The sequence below is a fragment of the Streptomyces sp. NBC_00829 genome, from assembly GCF_045161795.1.
Lineage (GTDB): Bacteria > Actinomycetota > Actinomycetes > Streptomycetales > Streptomycetaceae > Streptomyces.
The window spans coordinates 1,520,531-1,539,729 of the sequence record NZ_CP108867.1; the positions used below are offsets into that span (position 1 = coordinate 1,520,531).

At 70.6% G+C, this 19,199-nt stretch carries 16 protein-coding genes; 2 read left to right on the top strand and 14 right to left on the bottom strand.

Translation table 11 applies throughout. The features are described from left to right. Positions 1-15 precede the first annotated feature (15 nt). The 4 genes from OG293_RS06585 to OG293_RS06600 form a co-directional block, all read right to left on the bottom strand. Positions 16-246, bottom strand: coding sequence for a DUF6296 family protein (locus OG293_RS06585; RefSeq protein ID WP_405997814.1), 231 nt, complete (start codon positions 244-246; stop codon positions 16-18). A 289-nt stretch (positions 247-535) separates the two neighbouring features. After that, the gene (locus tag OG293_RS06590) at positions 536-1,081 is read right to left on the bottom strand and encodes a DM13 domain-containing protein (protein ID WP_405997815.1); all 546 of its coding nucleotides are present in this window, start codon (positions 1,079-1,081) and stop codon (positions 536-538) included. A 154-nt stretch (positions 1,082-1,235) separates the two neighbouring features. Further along, positions 1,236-2,525, bottom strand: coding sequence for an ATP-binding protein (locus OG293_RS06595; RefSeq protein ID WP_405997816.1), 1,290 nt, complete (start codon positions 2,523-2,525; stop codon positions 1,236-1,238). A gap of 222 nt (positions 2,526-2,747) precedes the next feature. After that, complete coding sequence (locus OG293_RS06600) at positions 2,748-4,166, bottom strand: aminotransferase class I/II-fold pyridoxal phosphate-dependent enzyme (RefSeq protein ID WP_405997817.1); 1,419 nt, start codon at positions 4,164-4,166, stop codon at positions 2,748-2,750. A gap of 75 nt (positions 4,167-4,241) precedes the next feature. Between OG293_RS06600 and OG293_RS06605 the strand changes: the two genes are divergently transcribed. Then, positions 4,242-4,973, top strand: a complete 732-nt coding sequence (locus tag OG293_RS06605) for a class I SAM-dependent methyltransferase (protein ID WP_405997818.1) — start codon at positions 4,242-4,244, stop codon at positions 4,971-4,973. A gap of 85 nt (positions 4,974-5,058) precedes the next feature. Here OG293_RS06605 and OG293_RS06610 read toward each other — a convergent pair whose 3' ends face one another. The 10 genes from OG293_RS06610 to OG293_RS06655 form a co-directional block, all read right to left on the bottom strand. Continuing rightward, positions 5,059-5,433 carry an RNHCP domain-containing protein gene (locus OG293_RS06610; protein ID WP_405997819.1) on the bottom strand — a complete coding sequence of 125 codons (375 nt, stop codon included), beginning with the start codon at positions 5,431-5,433 and terminating at the stop codon, positions 5,059-5,061. Positions 5,434-5,703: 270 nt separating this feature from the next. After that, positions 5,704-6,903 (bottom strand): MAB_1171c family putative transporter, encoded by a 1,200-nt coding sequence (locus OG293_RS06615; RefSeq protein WP_405997820.1) that lies wholly within the window; start codon positions 6,901-6,903, stop codon positions 5,704-5,706. 12 nt (positions 6,904-6,915) lie between these two features. Beyond that, positions 6,916-8,367 (bottom strand): FAD-dependent oxidoreductase, encoded by a 1,452-nt coding sequence (locus tag OG293_RS06620; protein WP_405997821.1) that lies wholly within the window; start codon positions 8,365-8,367, stop codon positions 6,916-6,918. Then, the gene (locus OG293_RS06625) at positions 8,364-9,560 is read right to left on the bottom strand and encodes an MAB_1171c family putative transporter (RefSeq protein WP_405997822.1); all 1,197 of its coding nucleotides are present in this window, start codon (positions 9,558-9,560) and stop codon (positions 8,364-8,366) included. Before OG293_RS06625 ends, OG293_RS06620 begins: the two co-directional genes overlap by 4 nt. Then, on the bottom strand, positions 9,547-10,077 hold the full coding sequence (locus OG293_RS06630; protein WP_405997823.1) for a toxin-antitoxin system, toxin component: 531 nt from the start codon (positions 10,075-10,077) through the stop codon (positions 9,547-9,549). The genes OG293_RS06625 and OG293_RS06630 overlap by 14 nt, the downstream gene beginning before the upstream one ends. 175 nt (positions 10,078-10,252) lie before the next feature. Next, complete coding sequence (locus OG293_RS06635; RefSeq protein ID WP_405997824.1) at positions 10,253-11,404, bottom strand: XdhC family protein; 1,152 nt, start codon at positions 11,402-11,404, stop codon at positions 10,253-10,255. 38 nt (positions 11,405-11,442) lie between these two features. Next, positions 11,443-12,966, bottom strand: coding sequence for an NCS2 family permease (locus OG293_RS06640; protein ID WP_405997825.1), 1,524 nt, complete (start codon positions 12,964-12,966; stop codon positions 11,443-11,445). 244 nt (positions 12,967-13,210) lie between these two features. Further along, positions 13,211-15,619, bottom strand: a complete 2,409-nt coding sequence (locus OG293_RS06645) for a xanthine dehydrogenase family protein molybdopterin-binding subunit (protein ID WP_405997826.1) — start codon at positions 15,617-15,619, stop codon at positions 13,211-13,213. A 2-nt stretch (positions 15,620-15,621) separates the two neighbouring features. Continuing rightward, positions 15,622-16,215, bottom strand: a complete 594-nt coding sequence (locus tag OG293_RS06650; protein ID WP_405997827.1) for a (2Fe-2S)-binding protein — start codon at positions 16,213-16,215, stop codon at positions 15,622-15,624. Beyond that, positions 16,215-17,105, bottom strand: a complete 891-nt coding sequence (locus OG293_RS06655; protein WP_405997828.1) for an FAD binding domain-containing protein — start codon at positions 17,103-17,105, stop codon at positions 16,215-16,217. Before OG293_RS06655 ends, OG293_RS06650 begins: the two co-directional genes overlap by 1 nt. Positions 17,106-17,380: 275 nt before the next feature. On the opposite strand from OG293_RS06655, the gene OG293_RS06660 reads away from it, so the two are divergent. After that, positions 17,381-19,099 carry a PucR family transcriptional regulator gene (locus OG293_RS06660; protein WP_405997829.1) on the top strand — a complete coding sequence of 573 codons (1,719 nt, stop codon included), beginning with the start codon at positions 17,381-17,383 and terminating at the stop codon, positions 19,097-19,099. The last annotated feature ends 100 nt before the right edge of the window (positions 19,100-19,199 follow it).

The window sequence follows — 19,199 nt, forward strand, 5'->3', positions numbered from 1 at the left end:
GGGGCGCCCGGCGGATCAGGAGGCGAGCGGCCGTACCGTCAGCGGCGCCCCGATCACCTGATGGCCGCCACTGGCCAGCATGCGCACCTCGCCCCGGTCGCTGATCTCCGCGCGCACGATGCCCGTCTCGTCCTCGTAGACCGGGTATCCCCCGGCTCCCGCCTGCGCGGTACGCCGGACGATCACCGTGTCGTCCTCGACGGCGGACGCCTGAAACACCAGCTCGTAACTTTCCGGGTAATCCATGGGGCCTCCCGACACGATCCATGGTCGCGCAGACCGGCCCGCCGCGCCTGCCGCGCACGCGGCACCCGTAGCGCCCAGGGTCTTTCGTTTGGATCAGGCCGGGCCCGCCAAGATCCAAACGAGCGGCCCTACCGGAAGATCGCCATGGCCTGGGCCTCCAGGACCCCGTCCTCGGCGTTCCAGTCCTGGACCTTGCCCAGGCAGCGGGCCGAGCGGTAGGCGTGGTCGAGCGTTCAGCTCGCGGGCCGCACTGGGCGCCTGTCGGGTCCGCACGGGCTTTCGGGCAGGGCTACGCAGGCGCCAGCTCGGCGGCTCCGAAGGAGACGTCGAAACGGTCGCACCAGATGCTGACGCTCGTGTAACCGGCCAGATCGAGATCCTCGGGGACCGCGTAGTTCTGGTCTCCCTTGTTGCCCTTGAGCTTTCCGAGACTGATGTGCTTGCCGTCGTCGAAGACCCGCCAGCCCGCGGGGCCCGCCTTCACCGGGGCATCGGTCAGCAGCACCCGCAGGTCGGGGCCGTTGCTCGTGTCCAGGTTCTCCAGTCGCAGGACGCGGGAGCCGTCGGACAGCCGTACGATCCGGGCCGAGCCGGAGGTCTCGTGCTCATGGCTGATGAGCGCGCCCGACACAAGGGTTCGCGGGCCGGTCGACGAGCCCCCGGGGGCCGTTGTGCCCGCCGGAGCGCCGACCGCGGCGGGCAGTTCGTCCCGTACCGTCTCGTCCACCCACAGCTTCCAGGGCTGGAACCAGTAGACCCCCGCGGCGAGCAGCATCGCTCCGACGGCCACGACTCCGGCGATCACGGGCCTGCTCGGCAACCGTACGCGTCCCACAACAACCTCCTGGTGTCAGCCCGTTGTCCTGCTGTATGAGTCCATTCAACGGCACTTCGGGCACCGGAAGGCCGCCCGGCGGATGACGGAAGTCTTACGGCGTTCGGGCCGGTGCCGGGGGCCGGGGGGAGCGCGCCGGCACCGCCCCGGGTCCTCAGAAGCGGGCGTGGGCCGTGATGTCCGCCCCGAACTCCTCGATCATCGCGGGCGTCACCGTCGGCCTGCACTGCGCGACGGCCGCCAGATAGTCCTCGGTGCTCGCGCCGAGCGTCCGGCGGTCTCCCGGCCCGTGTCCGATCGTCTCCAGGTCACGCTCGAAGGCGCACTGGGCGGCGATCCGGGCCGCGTGCTCGATGTCCGCCGGAGTGAACAGCTCTGTGGCGGCGACCAGCACCATGACGTCGACGTCGGGCCTGCCGTCCGTGTAGCGGGACCAGATGGCGGCGCGGGCAGCCGCGTCCGGAGTGCCGATCGGGATCAGGTAGTCGAACCTGCCCGGGCGCAGGAAGGCCGGGTCCAAGGAGCGTACGGAGTTGGTGGCACAGACCAGCAGCCGCTCGTCCCGCTCCCTGAAACCGGGGATGAGCTTGAGCAGTTCATTGGTCACACCGTGCATTCCCCCGGGCTGCGCGGGCTCGGTGCGCACCGGAGCGATCTCCTCGACCTCGTCGATGAAGACGAGGACCCGCTCCAGTTCGGCGATCCTCGCGAAGGCGCTGCGCAGGGCGGCGGCGAGATTGCCCTCGTCGGCCAGCCGGGAGGGGAGCAGTTCCACGAACGGCCAGCCGAGCTTGGAGGCGATGCCCCGGGCGAAGGTGGTCTTCCCGGTGCCGGGCGGGCCGAACAGCGCGATGGCCCGCGGCGGCCGGACGCCGTGCCGGGCCGCCCGCTCGGGCTCGGCGAGCGGCAGCACCACACGCCGCTCGATGAGGTCCTTCTCCGACTCCATGCCCGCGACCTCGGCCCACAGGTCGCTGGGCAGGAAACGCCCGCCGAGGTCTTCGAGAAGGCTGGCCGCGGGACCGTGGATCGGCTCGGCCTTCTCGAAGTAGGCCACGGCGGGCTGCCGGGTGTAGCCCGCGTTCAGCAGCCCCTCACCGAGCAGTTCCTCCTCGGGCAGCACATAGGCGACCCTGCCCACCCGGGCGGCGACGAGCCGGCGCTCCAGCTCCACCAGGAGCGCGCTGGCCAGCCCCCGGCCGCGCCAGGCCGAGGAGATGGCGATGCGCATCACCCAGGCGCGTTCACCGGCGACGGTGGCGAGCGCCGCGCCGATCGCGACGCCCTGGTGGACGGCGACGACGGCGGGCTGCCGGGAGGTGAGCGCGCCGATGCACTCGGCGAGCGAGAACACCGACGCCTGGCCCAGTTCGGCCGTGGTGTCGATCAGGTGGACCACCGCCGCGAGATCGCCCTCGCGGTAGTCACGGATGAGCCAGTTCACCGGTGCCGCCCCTCGTTGGTGCTGTTCCGGTGAGGCTAGGGGCGGCCGTGCGGCGGGTCCTGCTCCACAGTGAACAAGCCGGGGACGGAAGTCCGACGTTCCGTCCCTGGCCAGAGGGGCCGGGCGCCGGGTAGGACGCTCCCGAGGTCCTCTCGTTTGGATCGTGCCGGGCTCGCGTGCCCTGGCGCCGCGCACTGATCCGGCCTGATCCAGGCGAAAGACCTAGCCCTGGGTGATCAGACGGTCCACCGCCGCCACTCCCGTGGCGCCCGCCGTCATCCCCGGCAGCGCGGCGGCGACCGGTCGCTCCTGCGGGCGGGCGGGCCCAAGTCCCCGCGCGGGGACCGGCTGCTGGGCAAGTCCGAGCATCGGCTCGGGCTGCGGCATCCGGGGCTGCTGGACCCGTGCCTGCGGCTGCGGCCGAGGCGCGGGCGCCTCGGCCAGCATCGGCGCCATCTGCTGCGGCTCCGGTATCTGGGCGAGCATCGGAGCCACCTGCTGTGGCGGGGGCATCTGCGTGACCTGCCCGTACAGCACCTGCTCCATCGCCGAGATCAGCCGCATGACGTCCTGCTGGGGCCTCACCACCAGTCGCAGGAAACGGCTCGAACTGCCGACCTTGTTGCTGCACTCGCGCACGTGCACCCCGTGCTCGGCGAGCAGCCGGTCTCGCAGCACGACCCCGTCGGCGCCCTCGGGAAGCCTTACGTAGAGGAAGTTGCCCTGCGAGGGGTAGACCGTCAGTCCCGGAAGCTGGGAGAGCCGCCAGGTCATCTCCTGGCGGTCCCGGCGGGACTGCTGCAGGCTTTCGGCGTACTCCTGGCGGTGCTCCTTCAGCATGAACACCACGGTCTCGGCGAAGGAGTTGATGTTCCACTTCGGCAGAGCGGCCCGCACCTTTCCGGCGAGGGTCGGATTCGACACGAGGTAGCCGAAGCGCACCCCGTGCAGCCCGAAGTTCTTGCCCAGGCTGCGCAGCACGATCACATTCGTGCGCAGCACCGCCTCGGCGGCGACGCTCGGCGACCGCTCGGCGTCCGCGAATTCGAGGAACGACTCGTCGACGACGACCAGGTCCAGATCTTGGAGCGAGTCGATGAGGGCGATGACCTGCTGCTTGGGGAGGAAGCCGCCGTCGGGGTTGTTCGGGTTGCAGATGACGGCGGCACGTGAGCCCCGGGTGCGGATGAACTGCACGAAGGACGCCGGGTCGAGCCCGAAGCCGTGTGCCTCCGGCAGCAGCAGCATGTCGACGCGCTTGCCGGTCTCCATCGGCTGGTCGGTCCACCGTCCGAAGGTGGGCACGGGCACGGCCAGCGACTCGTGGACGAGCAGATGATCGATCCAGGTGATCAGTTCGGTGGATCCGTTGCCCATGGCGACGGTCTGCGGATTGAGCCCGAGCACCTGGCAGAGCTCGGCGGTGATGGTGTCGGCGGTGCTGGGGTAGTACGTGAGGATCTCGCGCAGCCGACTGCCGAGCTGGTCGAACATCGCGGGTGTGGGGAAGTAGGGGTTGCAAGGAATGCAGAAGTCGGTGATCTCGCCGGCCGGCCCGCCACCCGCCCTGTTCAGCGTGAAGTACGAAGGACTGTGCGCTGTGGACGCACGAAACAGTGCGGTGACATTACTTCCGGCCATGAACATGCCCTCCCCTGGCTGAACGGTCCCTGCGGTGCGACGGGACCCTTCACAGATACGGAGGAAGATGGAGTGATGTTCACTCCCTCCGGACCTACGTTCCGCGAACTCGCCGTGCAGGCGCTCTCCTCCACCGAGCGCGGCTACGACCTGTTGGCCCCGAAGTTCGACGAGACCCCTTTCCGTACTCCCGGCCCGCTGCTGGACGGGGTGGTGGACGGGCTACGACCGTTCGGCCCGTTCGCGGCCGGGCTCGACGTCTGCTGCGGTACCGGTGCCGGGGTGGGAGTGCTGCGGGAGCTGTGCCGGGAGCGGGTGACGGGCGTGGACTTCAGCGCGGGCATGCTCGCCGAGGGCAGAAGGTCACTGCCGGATCTCCCGGACGGCCCGGCCGTGAGCTGGGTCCGGGCCGACGCCCGCGCTCTCCCCTTCGCCGGGGAGTTCGATGTGGCGGTGAGCTTCGGCGCGTTCGGCCATTTCCTCCCCGGCGAGCGCCCCGCGCTCTTCGCCCAGGTCCACAAGGCGCTCAGGCCCGGCGGCCTGTTCGCCTTTCCGGTCCCGCACCCTCCCCGGGTCACGTCATGGCTCTACTGGGCGCTGTGGGGGTTCGACGGCGCGATGCGCGTACGGAATCTGCTGTGGCGTCCGCCGTTCGTGATGTACTACCGCACCTTCCGGCTCTCTCAGGTGCTGGCCGAACTGGAGGGGGCCGGGTTCTCGGTGCGGCTGCGGCCGGTGAAGGAACTGGGCCGGCTGGAGGACGGCAGCCCCCGGTGCCGCCTGGTGCTGGCCGAGCGCCGCCGCTGAGTCCCTCTCCCACTCCGCTCGACCCGCTGGGCCTGTGCGCGAGAGGGCGGATCCCGGACCGACGACGGCCCGGGATCCGCGTGACTCACAGAGCGGCGAGCCGCTCCAGCGGGAACGGCGGCTGCGCCAGGGGGCGCACCGCCAGACGGGTCAACGGCAGGGCGTTGTCGTCGCCTGCCGTGCGGTTCGCGTGGAGCACCCCGCAGCCGGTGCAGCGGTGGACGAGCACCCACTCACCGTCACCGCGGACGGAGATCGCGAGAGGTTCCATACGGGCTCCGCAGTCGGCGGCCCGGTCGCCGGGGGTGTCGTCGAGGTGACGGCTCCACAGGCAGTTCGGGCAGTGATTGCGGTGGCCGGTGCCCGCGGCGGTCATCGGCACGTCGAGGCCGCAGTGCAGGCAGCGGAAGGACTGGGCGCGTGCTTCGGTGCGGGCACGCCTGGAAGTGTTGCGGGACATCGTGGACACGACTCCTGAGGTGATGCGTGAAAAGGGCGTCAGCTCTGAACGCCGCCTCGCATCGAGGGAGTTCATACCGCGTGGACGGAAGGTCTTCCTCGGTCGCGAGAACAGCTCCGCCGGGCCCTGGGCATACAAGCACCACCTCTGTGTCGACAGCCGGATCGACGTCCGGTCTCTTGATGAGACCCCGTCGGCGCGCCGCGGGGCAACCGAATTGACGGGCGCGGAGGCCGCGGCCGGTACACGCCTTTCACGGCTCGTGGAGGCTCACCCATGACTGCTGCCTTCGGGCGTGGCCGCCCGCCTGCGTGCGGCGGCGACGATGGGAGAGCCGAAGGTGGAGGCCAGGGTCACCAGACTGCCCGACTGGGCGGTGTGGGCAAGCCGGGGTGCGTCCGGCGAGGGCTCGGGGGGTGGCGTCGGCGACGAACTCGCGGCGGCGTGCGCTCTGCAGGCCGAGGCGATCATCGCGGCCTCGGCCACGACATCGGCCGTCTCACGCGGGATGCCCTGCGAGCTCGCCGTGGCGAGGGCGTCGTCCCTGACGCGGCTGCTGAGATAGGGAGCCACCGTGAGCAGGCCGTCATGAATGGCGGCCTCCCGGGCCGACTTCCGCAGCTGCGCCGAGGACCAGAAGTCGATTCTCATGGTGGCGGCTGCCGAGGTCGTCGAGCCCGCCAGCTCCGTCCAGAGGGGCTTGAGCTGGCGGTACTGCCGGTAGGCGCGCCAGGTGGAGGATGCCCGCCGACCGGCCAGTGGCCAGATGAAGCCCCCGCCGACCATCAGCGCGGCGGCGGAGGCGAGCGGCGGGGCGAGGTAGGTGCTCAGGCCGTCCCAGTCCTTGCCGGCCCAACGGGCGCAGACGGCCGTGTACTTCGCCGCGAGGTAGCCCATGTCGAGAACGCCGCCCAGGACGATGAGGGCCAGGCCGGTGCGCAGAGCGCCGTCGACGTGGCGCAGCCATCGCCGGCACAGGACCGTCAGGACGACGCTTCCCACCGTGTGCGCGACCAGGTAGAGGGTGATCATTTCGCGGATGAACGGGGTGTTGGCGTAGTAGGTGTCCAGGTCGCGGAGCCGCTCGACGGGGGCGTCACCGAGCGCGAAGAGCACCACCAGGGCGACGGTGACGCCCGCGTATGTGCTCATGCAGACGATGGAGGCCCGCCGTACCCGCTCCGGTGGCCCGCCCCGCCAGTTGATGATCAGGACGATGCAGGACCCGGAGAAGGCGGTCAGGACGCCGTAGACGAGCGGGGCCGAGAAGTTGGTGATCCCGGTGACGCGGTTGACCGCGGAGATGGTGGGCGGCGCTGCGAGGAACAGGACGGCGCAGCCCACGAGGAGCAGGGCCGACACCGACCGCATGAGCGGTTCGTGCCAGGTGCGCCGGAGTTCGGGCAGCTTGATCAGGAAAGCGCCGACCAGCACGGCCGCGGGGAAGTAGAGGATGAGACCGTCGGACATCGTGCCCTGCCGTCACGGCGTGGAGGTGGCCTGCGCGCGTGGGCCCGCGGCGGCGCCGCCGGATGCCGCCTTGAGCTCCGCCTCGGTCAGCGGCGGTCCGCTCAGCGGCCTCCTGCCCGGACCGCGCAGCACGCCCACCACGGTGTCGGGATGGAGCCATGTCGTGGGCGATTCGGACATGGTCACGACGGCGAGGAAGGCCCGGGTGATCTGGGCACGGCCGGTCGCCGTACGGACAAGTCGGTTGACATAGGAGTTCGCGAGTCCGGTGCCCGGGCGGGGCTGCCGGCCCACGGCTCCGGGGTAGAGGATGTCCTGGGAGGTGGCCAGCTCCCAGGCCAGGCCGGCGGGGCGGGCGATGGCACGCTGGACGCGGCGGGCGAGGCCCGGGGTGCCGGGCCCGTGCTGGTGCAGCGTGTTCCGCAGCTCCACGAGGCCCTGGGCGGCCACCGTCATGCCCTGCCCGTACAGCGGGTTGTAGGTCGCCACCGAGTCGCCGACCACGATGAATCCGTCGGGCCATGCGGTGGCTCTCTCGAAGTATCTGCGGCGGTTGACGGTGCTGCGGGTCAAGGTGACGTCCGAGAGGGGCTCCGTCATGGCGATGAGGTCGCCGACGACGGGGTGCCGGACGGAGCGTGCGAAGGCCTCGAACCGGGCGGGGTCGCGGGAGGGTTCGCCTCCGCGGGTCCCCGACAGCGTGACCAGCCAGCGTCCCCCCTCGACAGGCACGACCGTCGCCGTCCGGCCGGGCACCGGGTCGCCGGGGTCGGACTGGACGTTGACGATGGGGAAGTCGTCGGCGCCCTCGGGCGCCCGGTAGAGGCGGCTGGCGTACACCAGGCCCGAGTCGACCTCCGCCTCCTCGATGCCGTCCACGCCCAGGGCCGACAGCCACTCGGGGGCCCGGGAGCCACGGCCGCTCGCGTCGACGACGAGTGCGGCCTCGATGCTCTGGTCGTCACCGCCGGGGGTGCGGACGCGCACCCCGCTCACCTTGCCGCCGCTGCCCTCCAGGGCTTGCATCTCGTGCCCCTGGAGCAGGGTGACGGCGGGGAGTTTCAGTACTTGCTCGCGCACCACCCAGTCCAGCAGGTCCCGGGTGCAGGCGATCATGTACTGCATCTCGGGCCAGCGGCGGAGCCAGCCCTCCGCCGTCATCGACACCAGGCCGGTCGGCAGCGGTATGCGACGGGCGCCGGCGGCCAGCCAGTGACCGGTGATCCCGGGCATCAGCTCCTCGAACGCGCGGGCTCCGCCGGACCACAGGACGTGTACGTGGCGTGCCTGTGGAAGCGACTTGCGTACGTGGGGCCCCTGCGGCAGTGCGTCGCGCTCGATGACCGTGACCTCCTCCATGACGCCGGCCAGGACCGCCGCCGCGAGCATGCCGGCCATGCCTCCGCCGACGACCACGGCACGGCGGGACGTGGCGGACCGCGCAGTCTGGGTGGAGCGCGTCATCGCGAACTGCTCTCTGTAGGGGCCGCGTTGTCGAATGCGGCTGCGACATAGGGGGAATGGAGGGCGCGCGAAAGCTGTACGAGTCGGCCGCGTCCCGGGCCGAGGACCGCTGTCAGGGCCACTGCTCCCGCGGAGGTGTGGCCTTCGGCCTCCGCCTTCGGACTGCTGGACTTCGCCGCGACGGCGGCGGAAACCATGGCCGCCACCCCCACGAGGTCCGCGTCCTCCTCGGACGCCTGGGCCTCGATCGCCGCGAGGTGCGCCCGCAGACGCACCTGGTCGTCGAAGTACGGCTGGAGTTTGAGGAGTTCGTCGTGGATGCCGGTCTCCCGCAGGGTGAGCCGCATGTCGGGATCGGCCCACCAGGGGATCTGCGGCAGTCCGGCGTGCTCACCAGGGGTGGACCGCAGCCGCCTCCACAGCGGGCCCAGGCGCAGGTAGATGAACCAGGCCCGCAGGGCGCCGCTGATCTGCGGGCCCAGCAGCGGCAGCAGGAACCCCACGGTCACGATCAGGCCGCCCGCGGCGACGATGGGCGGTGCCACCGTCGTGCTGAGGGCATCCCAGTCCTTGCCCGCCCACCGGCCGACGACGGCGGTCAGCTTGGCGGCGCCGAACACAAGGTTGAGTACAAAGCCGATCACGAGCACGACCAGGCCCACACGCAGCCATTCGCCCACCGCTCTGGCCCAGCGCAGACACAGCGTCACGGTCACCAGGGCCGCGACCATGTGCGCCACCAGGTAGGTGACGATCATCTCCCGGATGAACGGTGTGTTGGCGTAGTAGGTGTCCAGGTCGCGGAGCCGTTCGACCGGCGCGTCTCCCAGCGCGAAGAGAACGGGCAGGGCGACGATGGCCGTTCCGTAGCCGGCGATCCACAGCCGTTCGCTGCGACGGACCCTCTTCTCGGGCCCGCCCCGCCAGTTGACGATGAGTACCAGGCAGGCACAGCTGAACGCGCACATGATGCAGTAGACGAGCGGGCCCGAGAAGTTCGGGACGCCGGTGAGGTCGTTGACCGTGCTGATGGTGGGCGGCGCGGCGAAGAAGAAGCAGTTCGCCGCGGCGAACACCAGGAAACACACCGAACGCACCAGCGGGTCACGCCACCCCCGCATCAGCGCCGGGAGTTTGGCGATGAAGGCGATCCCCAGTGCGACGGCAGGAAGGTAATAGTCAGAGTTCCGCACTGTCAGCCCTGCGACCGAGCGAGGCCTGGATGCGCCGGGCCAGCTCGCTGCGTGGTGCGGCGGTCCCGGTCCCCTCCACCCATCCGCGCAGATGAGCTCCGAGCTCCAGTCCGAAGACCTCGGCGTCCGCTTCCTGCGCGTGCTGGAAGTCCGTACGGGCCGCCACGTTCTGCAGCGCGGCGTGCAGATCGGCGTCCTCGGTGAGGAGGCGTGCGGCCACGGCCGCTCCGGGCTCGTGGTGCCCGCAGTGACCGGCGATCATGTGCCACACCTCGTGGCCGAAGATGACCAACTGGTGCCAGGGGCTGGTCTTCTCCTGGATGACGATCATGTCGCGGTCGGCCATGTCCAGGTAGAGCCCGCTGGCCGTTCCCGGGGGGAAGTCGGCGAAGTGGTACACCACCGGCCTGCCGCGCATCGCCCCGAGATGCTCGCAGAGCGCCGCGAGCACGTCCTCGGGCCTGGACGGCCTGGCCCGCTCCAGAGCACCCGCCAGTTCGTCGCGGAGCTCGCGCATGGCGCTCTTTGTGCCCACTTCACTCCCCCAGTCCTGTCACGGTCCCGCTCCCGGCAGGACCCGCCCCGGCCCTTTGCCGCCCCGAGACGGGAATGAAGAGCCTCATCAGCCAAGGCTGTCAGGAGCGTAGCCGGTCGAACACCGCCTGAACCAGAAGGGGCTGAATCCCGACGCCTCAGGCGACCGAGCCGATGCGGCCCGCGGGGACCAGGTCGCCGTCGTGGTGGATCGGGGTGTGTGCTCCGGTCAGGGAGACTCCGCTGCCGCCACGCCGGTTCGCCACGATCTCGGCGGCGATCGACAGTGCCGTCTCCTGCGGGGTGCGGGCGCCGAGGTCCAGGCCGATCGGGCTGCGGAGCCTGGCGAGTTCGATTTCGGTGACGCCGACCTCGCGCAGGCGCTTGTTGCGTTCCTCATGGGTACGGCGGGAACCCATCGCGCCGACGTAGGCGACGGGAAGCCTGAGGGCCAGTTCGAGCAGGGGCACATCGAACTTGGCGTCGTGGGTGAGGACGCACAGGACCGTACGGCCGTCCACCTCCGTCGACTCCAGGTAGCGGTGCGGCCAGTCGACGACGATCTCGTCCGCCTCCGGGAATCGGGTCCTTGTCGCGAAGACGGGACGGGCGTCGCAGACGGTGACGTGGTGGCCGAGGAACTTCCCGACCCGTACGAGCGCCGACGCGAAGTCGATCGCCCCGAAGACGATCATCCGGGGCGCGGGGACGGACGATTCCACGAGGAGGGTCAGCGGCTGCCCGCAGCGGCTGCCGTCCGCTCCGATGGTGACGGTGCCCGTGCGGCCCGCGTCCAGCAGGGCGCTCGCCTCTCCCGCCGCGGTGCGGTCCAGTTCCCGGTGGCCGCCGAGCGAGCCGTCGTACGAGCCGTCGGTACGGACGAGGATCGCGCGGCCCATCACGTCCGCGGGACCGTCGGTGATCCGCGCGAGGGCCGCGGCGACGCCCTGGGCGGCGGCGGAGAGCGCGGCGGCGAACACAGCCTTTGCGGGAGCGTCCGCACCGAGGGGTGTGACCAGGATGTCGATGATGCCGCCGCAGGTCAGACCGACCGCGAAGGCGTCCTCGTCGCTGTAGCCGAACCGTTCGAGGACGGTGCGTCCGTCGATGAGCGACTGTCGGCACAGGTCGTACACCGCGCCTTCCACGCACCCTCCGGAGACCGACCCGATCGCCGTGCCCTCGCTGTCCACGGCGAGGGCGGCGCCCGGCTGCCGGGGCGCGCTGCCGCCGACGGCCACGACGGTGGCGACGGCGAACGCACGGCCCTGCTCGACCCACCGGTTCAGCTCGTCGGCGATGTCCAGCATGTCGGTCTCCTCAAGGGTGTGTGTAGGGCGGTGGAGCGTTACCTGACTCCGAGCCATCCCTCGATCGGGTGAAGGGCGAAGTAGGCCAGGAAGACGACGGACAGCACCCACATCAGCCAGCCGATGTCGCGTGCCCTGCCCTGGACCGCCTTGATCATCACGTGGGCGATGACGCCCGCTGCGATGCCTGCGGTGATCGAGTAGGTGAAGGGCATCAGCACGGTGGTGAGGAAGACCGGGATCGAGGTCGCCTGGTCGTTCCAGTCGATGTGCTTGGCGTTCGTCAGCATCATCGAGCCGATGACGACGAGCGCGGCGGCGGCCACCTGGGTGGGGATGAGCTGGGCGAGCGGGGTGAAGAACAGGCAGAGCGTGAAGGCGAGTCCGGTGATGACGCCGGCGAAGCCGGTACGTGCGCCGTCGCCGACACCGGCGGTGGACTCGACGAACACCGTCTGGCCGGACGCGCCGGCGATGCCGCCGATCGCGCCGCCCGCCCCGTCGATGGCGAGCGCCTTGTTGAGGCCCGGCATCCTGCCCTTGTCGTCGGCGAGGCCCGCCTGCTGGCCGATGCCGATGATGGTGCCCATGGCGTCGAAGAAGCCGGCCAGCACCAGGGTGAAGACGATGACGCCGACGGTGATACCACCGACGTTGCCCATGCCGCTGAAGGAGACGCTGCCGAAGAGGCCGAAGTCGGGCGTGCTGACGATGGATCCGGTGATCTCGGGGGCGTTCAGCCCGCCCCAGGCCTTCTTGTCGAGCCCGGCGAACTGGTGGACCAGGGCTGCGAAGACGGTGCCGCCGACGATGCCGATCAGGATCGCGCCGGGAACCTTGCGGACCTGGAGCAGGAAGATCAGCAGGACGGTGACGGCGAAGCAGAGCACCGGCCAGCCGGTGAGCATGTCGCTCGTGCCGAGCTGGATCGGCTTGGCGCCGGCGATGCCGCCCTCTCCGGGCATGGAGGTGACGAAGCCCGCCTGGACCAGGCCGATGAGGCAGACGAAGAGGCCGATGCCCATGGTGATGGCGTGCTTGAGCGCCAGGGGGATGGCGTTCATGATCAGTTCTCGCAGGCCGGTGACGACCAGCAGGACGATCACAAGGCCGTAGATGACGCACATGCCCATCGCGTTTTCCCAGGTCATTTCGGGAGCGACCTGGAAAGCCAGGACGGCGGAGACGCTGAGTCCCGCGGCGAGGGCCAGCGGCACATTGCCGATGAAGCCCATCACGATGGTGGTTGCGGCGGCGGCGAAGACGGTTGCGGTGGTGAGCTGATCCCCGTCGAGCTTGTGACCGGTCGCGTCGGGTACCGAGAGAATCACCGGGTTGAGAAGGATGATGTACGCCATCGCCATGAAGGTGGTGATGCCGCCGCGCACCTCCCGGCCGATGGTCGATCCGCGCTGGGTTATGTGGAAGTACCGGTCGAGCCAGGAGAGCCCGGCGGGCGGGCGAAGCGAGGTGGGGGTCCCCCCGGGCGGAAGGCTCTGGGGGTACGTGCCGGCGTCGGCGTCCTCGACGCTGGTTCTCGGCTTCTGGGACTGCTGGGTCATGGTGCCTACTCCCAAGGTTCACAGGGGCACCCGCATGGAGACCGAAGCTGCGGGATTTGGGATGGTGCGCTGGCTGCACGACCCGGGGGACGGCCCGAGACGAACTGGGTTCGGTACTGGTGGTGCTGGTGGGGGGTGCTCCAAGGACCGCGAGCGGTGCGGTACCGGGGTTCTCCGGGCGGCGCGGACCGGCGGGGAAGTGTGACGTTCCACGGAGCGCGGAGCGCCGCCCGGAGGGTTTGTGTCAGGTGCCGGTGAGGTGCTCGGGGCGTACCGGCGTCCTGTTCAGTTCCAGACCCGTCGCCTGCCGGATCGCCGCGAGGACGGCCGGGGTGGAGGAGAGGGTCGGGGCCTCGCCGACGCCGCGCAGCCCGTACGGCGCGTGGTCGTCGGCGAGTTCGAGCACGTCGACGGGGATCGTCGGCGTGTCGAGGATGGTGGGGATCAGATAGTCCGTGAAGGAGGGGTTGCGCACCTTCGCGGTCTTCGGGTCCACGATGATCTCTTCCATGACCGCCACGCCCAGGCCCTGGGTGGTGCCGCCCTGGATCTGGCCGACGACGGACAGCGGGTTGAGCGCCTTGCCGACGTCCTGGGCGCAGGCCAGTTCGATGACCTTGACCAGGCCGAGCTCGGTGTCCACCTCGACAACCGCGCGATGCGCGGCGAAGGAGTACTGGACGTGGCCGTTGCCCTGGCCGGTGACCAGGTCGAAGGCCTGGGTGGGGCGGTGGCGCCACTCCAGTTCGAGGTCGACGGCCTCGTCCTCGAGCACATCCACCAGGTCGGCGAGCACCTCGCCGCCGTCGGTGACGACCTTTCCGCCTTCGAGAAGCAGCTCGGCTGTGGCCCACGCGGGGTGGTAGGAGCCGAACTTCCTGCGGCCGATCTCCAGGACCCTCTCGCGGACGTTCTCGCAGGTGTGCTTCACCGCTCCGCCCGTGACGTACGTCTGGCGGGACGCGGACGTCGAACCGGCGGAGCCGACCTGGGTGTCGGCGGGCTGGATCGTCACCTGGGTGACACCGAGTTCGGTGCGGGCGATCTGGGCGTGGACGGTGACACCGCCCTGGCCGACCTCCGCCATCGCGGTGTGGACGGTCGCGACGGGCTCACCGCCCACGACCTCCATGCGCACCCGCGCGGTGGAGTAGTCGTCGAAGCCCTCGGAGAAGCCGACGTTCTTGATGCCGACCGCGTAGCCGATGCCCCGGACCACGCCTTCGCCGTGCGTGGTGTTGGACAGACCGCCGGGCAGGGCGCGGACGTCCGCCTCCTCACCGGCCGCGAGCCACTGCTGCTCGGGCGGCAGCGGCATGGCCTTGACGCGCCGCAGCAGTTCGGCGACGGGCGCCGGGGAGTCGACCGGCTGGCCGGTCGGCAACAGGGTGCCCTGCTCCATGGCGTTGAGCTGGCGGAACTCCACCGGGTCCATGCCCAGTTTCGCCGCGAGCTTGTCCATCTGGGCCTCGTACGCGAAGCACGCCTGGACCGCGCCGAATCCGCGCATGGCGCCGCAGGGGGGGTTGTTGGTGTAGAGCGCGATCGCCTCGATGTCCACATCGTCGACGACGTACGGGCCGACGCCCAGGGATGCGGCGTTGCCGACGACCGCCGGGGAGGCCGACGCGTAGGCGCCGCCGTCCAGGACGATCTTGCACTTCATGTGCGTGAGCTTGCCGTCCTTGGTGGCGCCGTGCTCGTAGGAGAGCTTCGCCGGGTGCCGGTGCACGTGTCCGAAGAACGACTCGAAACGGTTGTAGACGATCTTGACGGGCTTGCCGGTGCGCAGGGCGAGCAGGCAGGCGTGGATCTGCATCGACAGATCCTCGCGACCGCCGAACGCGCCGCCGACGCCGGAGAGCGTCATCCGCACCTTCTCCTCGGGCAGACCGAGGACGGGGGCGATCTGGCGCACATCGGAGTGGAGCCACTGGGTGGCGACATACAACTCGACGCCGCCGTCCTCGGACGGCACGGCGAGACCGGACTCGGGGCCGAGGAAGGCCTGGTCCTGCATGCCGAAGGTGTACTCGCCCCTGACGATCACATCGGCTCGCTCCGCCGCCTCGTCGGCGTCGCCGCGGACGATGGGCTGACGGTGCAGGATGTTCGGGTGCGGGACATGGCCGATGTGGTGGTCGGCGCGTCGCTCGTGGACCAGGATCGCGCCGGGCGCCGTCGCCGACGCCTCGTCGGTGATGAGCGGGAGCTCGACGTACTCGATCTTGATCTTGGCGGCGGCCCGGCGGGCGGTCTCCGGGTGGTCGGCGGCGACGAGCGCCACCGGCTCGCCGTGGTGGCGGACCTTGCCGTGGGCGAGAACCGGGGTGTCCTGGATCTCCAGCCCGTAGTTCTTCGTCTCGGTCGGCAGGTCGTCGTAGGTCAGTACGGCGTAGACGCCGGGCACCGCGAGCGCCTCGGAGATGTCGATGGACCTGATCTCGGCGTGCGCGAGGGTGCTGCGCAGCGTGTGCCCCCAGAGCATGTCCTCGTGCCACATGTCAGAGGAGTACGCGAACTCACCGGTGACCTTGAGGGTGCCGTCGGGGCGCAGCGTCGACTCGCCGACGCCGCCCTTGGTCTTGGAGCCCTGGGAGATGCTGGTCGGCGTTCCCGCGGGGGCGGAAGCGACCCGTGGATGCAGCGTCATGATCAGACCGCCTCTTCCTGACGGGCGGCCGCGAGGCGGACCGCGTCGAGGATCTTCTCGTAACCGGTGCAGCGGCAGAGGTTGCCGGACAGGGCCTCGCGGATGTCGGCGTCCGAGGGCTCGGCATTGCGCTCAAGCAGATCGTCGGCGGCCACCAGCAGACCGGGGGTGCAGAAACCGCACTGCACGGCACCCGCGTCGATGAACGCCTGCTGGATCGGCGAGAGTTCCGTCCGCTCTCCGGTATGCGAGTCCTTGGGCTTGGCCTGCCAGCGCTGGGCCGTGTCGATCGTCGTGCCGCAGGCTCCCGAAGCGCAGGCTCCACCGGGGTGGGCGTCCTCGCGGTGCCGGGCGTAGTCCGCCAGGCCCTCGACCGTGACGACCTCGCGGCCCTCGACCTGACCTGCGGCGACGAGACAGGAACAGACCGGGACGCCGTCGAGGCGGACCGTGCAGGAGCCGCACTCGCCCTGCTCGCAGGCGTTCTTGGAACCCGGCAGGCCCATGCGCTCACGCAGTACGTAGAGAAGGCTCTCGCCCTCCCAGACGTCGTCGGCTTCCTGCTGACGACCGTTGACCGTGAAGTTCACGCGCATTATGCGACTCCCTCAATGCTGCGGTCCGTGCCGCGGTACGACTCCCAGGTCCAGCCGAGCGTGCGGCGGGCCATGATTCCGACGGCGTGACGGCGGTAGCTCGCGGTGCCGCGCACATCGTCGATCGGGTTGCAGCCGCCGGAGGCGAGCTCCCCGAACTGCTTGGCGATCGACGGGGTGATGATCTTCCTGCTGTCCCAGAAGCCGCCCTCTTCGAGCGCGGCGTTCAAGAACTCCTCGGCAGCGCTCGCCCGGACCGGGGTCGGGGCGGCGGAGCCGATGCCGGTGCGAACCGTACGGGTCCCGGGGTGCAGTGCCAGGCCGAAGGCGCAGACGGCGATCACCATGGCGTTACGGGTGCCGACCTTGGAGTACTGCTGCGGGCCGTCGGCCTTGTCGATGTGCACGGCGCGGATCAGCTCGTCCGGGGCCAGCGCGTTGCGCTTCACACCGGTGTAGAACGCGTCGATCGGGATGAGGCGGCTGCCCCGCGCCGATTCGACCTCGACCTCGGCGCCCGCGGCGAGCAGGGCGGGGTGGGCGTCTCCGGCCGGGGATGCGGTGCCGAGGTTGCCGCCGACGCCGCCGCGGTTGCGGATCTGCGGGGAGGCCACGGTGTGCGACGCCAGCGCAAGGCCGGGCAGCTCGGCCCTGAGGTGCTCCATGATCTGGGTGTACGAAACGGATGCGCCCAGGCGGACGGTGTCCTCGCGGACCTCCCACTCACCAAGTTCGCCGATGCGATTCAGGTCCAGGAGGTACTCGGGCCGGCGGTGGTCGAAGTTGATCTCGACCATCACATCGGTGCCACCCGCGATGGGTACGGCGGTGGGGTGCTCGGCCTTGGCGGCGAGCGCCTCCTCCCAGCTGGCGGGGCGAAGGAAGTCCATGAGTGGCTCTCTTCTTCATCGGGGGCCGTTCGTCGCAGCGGGCCCGGGACGGCCGGCCCTCGACTGGATATTCACGTGCTGTCAACGAGGTATGCCCCAAGTACACAGGGCGTGCCGCGCCCGGTGCAGTCACCGAAACCATGAAGGAGTTGGCTGGTCGCCCGTCTCGTCTTGTAGATTCGAACGAAAGGCGAGACTCAGTAACCTCACTGTTTTCCCATGAAAACCTGGGCCATGAGCCACCGGCAACAACGAGACAGATCGGCGGCGACGAGATGCGGCTGCGCGCACTGCTGGACACCGATGCGCTGGGGCTGCGGCTGCTCGGCGGCGAGGGTGAACTCGACCGCGGCGTGCGCGGCGTGATGACCACCGACCTGAGGGACCCGAGCCGCTATCTCTCGGGCGGCGAACTGGTGCTGACCGGGCTCGCCTGGCGCCATACCGCCAAGGACTCCGAACCGTTCGTCCGCATCCTGGCGGGCGCCGGAGTGGCCGGTCTCGCGGCCGGCGAGGCTGAGCTCGGCGACATTCCGAGGGATCTGATCGAAGCGTGTTCGCGCCACCACCTGCCACTCTTTGCAGTTAATGAATCGGTTGCTTTTGCAACAATTACAGAGTACGTCGTACGCCAGGTCTCCGGCGAGCGCGCCGGGGACCTCGCCGCGGTCGTCGATCGGCACAGGAGGTTGATGACTTCCGGCCCCGCCGGCGGCGGGCCGGACGTCGTGCTCGACCTCCTCGGCTCCGACCTGGATCTTCGCGCCTGGGTGCTCTCCCCCACCGGCCGCCAGATCGCCGGCGCGGCCGAGCCGCTGTCCGGTCCGGTCAGCGTCAGGCTCGCGGGCGAGCATCTGGCGGCGACCCGCACCGGCCGGCCAGGACCGCATCGCGCGACCGCGGAAGGGGTGACCTACTCCCTGTTCCCGATCCGGAACACCGGTCGCGGAGCCGCCCCCGCCTCCCGGGATGTGCGCGAGACCGTTCTGTCGGACTGGCTGCTGGCGGTCGAGGCGGACGCGAGCGACTGGCCGGCCGCCAGGCTGGATCTGCTCCAGGGTGTGACCCAGCTGATCGCGGTCGAGCGCGACCGGCGCGAGGCGGCCCGCACGGTGAGACGCAGGCTCGCCCAGGATGTCCTTGAGCTCGTCCAGGCGGGTGCCGCGCCCGCGGAGATCGCGGCCCGGCTGCGGGTGGCCGCCCCTGTGCTGCTTCCGGGCCTGGGCACCGCGCCGCACTGGCAGGTCGTCGTCGCCCGGGTGGACTGGGGGCAGGACGCGGCCTCCGGCGGCGCGGCCGGCCTGCCCGCCCCGGCGATCGAGGGCGGCCCGGTCGCGCAGTCCCTGCTTGAGGAGATCCTGGTCGACCCGGCCGTGACCGGACCCGACTCCACGGACCGGATCGCCGTAGCCCACACGGGCGACGAGGCGATCGCGCTGGTCCCGCTGCCCGCCGCACCGGCCGAACCGGACGCGCAGGAGGTCGGCCCCGCAGAGGCCGGACTGCACGCGGACGCGCTGCTCAGCTCCGTACGCGCCCCGCTCTCGGCGGGTCTCGCCGACGACGGGCGGCTCACCCTGGGCGTCAGCGCGGCCGTCAGCTCCGCGGAGGGGCTGCGCGGCGCGCTGGAGGAGGCCCGGCACGCCCGCCGGGTGGCTGCGGCCAGGCCCGGCCGGGTCTGCGCGGCCGGGCACCACGAGCTGGCCTCGCATGTCCTGCTGCTGCCGTTCGTCCCCGACGATGTGCGGCGTGCGTTCACGGCCCGGCTGCTCGATCCCCTGCGTGACTACGACCGGCGGCACCGCGCGGAACTCATCCCGACGCTGGAGGCGTTCCTGGACTGCGACGGGTCGTGGACGCGGTGCGCGACGCGGCTGCATCTGCATGTGAACACCCTGCGGTACCGGGTGGGCAGGATCGAGCAACTGACGAGCCGCGACCTGTCGCGCCTGGAGGACAAGCTGGACTTCTTCCTGGCGCTGCGCATGAGCTGACGGTGTGCGCCGCCGGGCGGAGGGGACAGCCCGGGACGGAACCGGAGGACGCGCGGCGGCGTGGGCGAAGGAGCCGGAGGACGCGCGGCGGCGTGGGGTG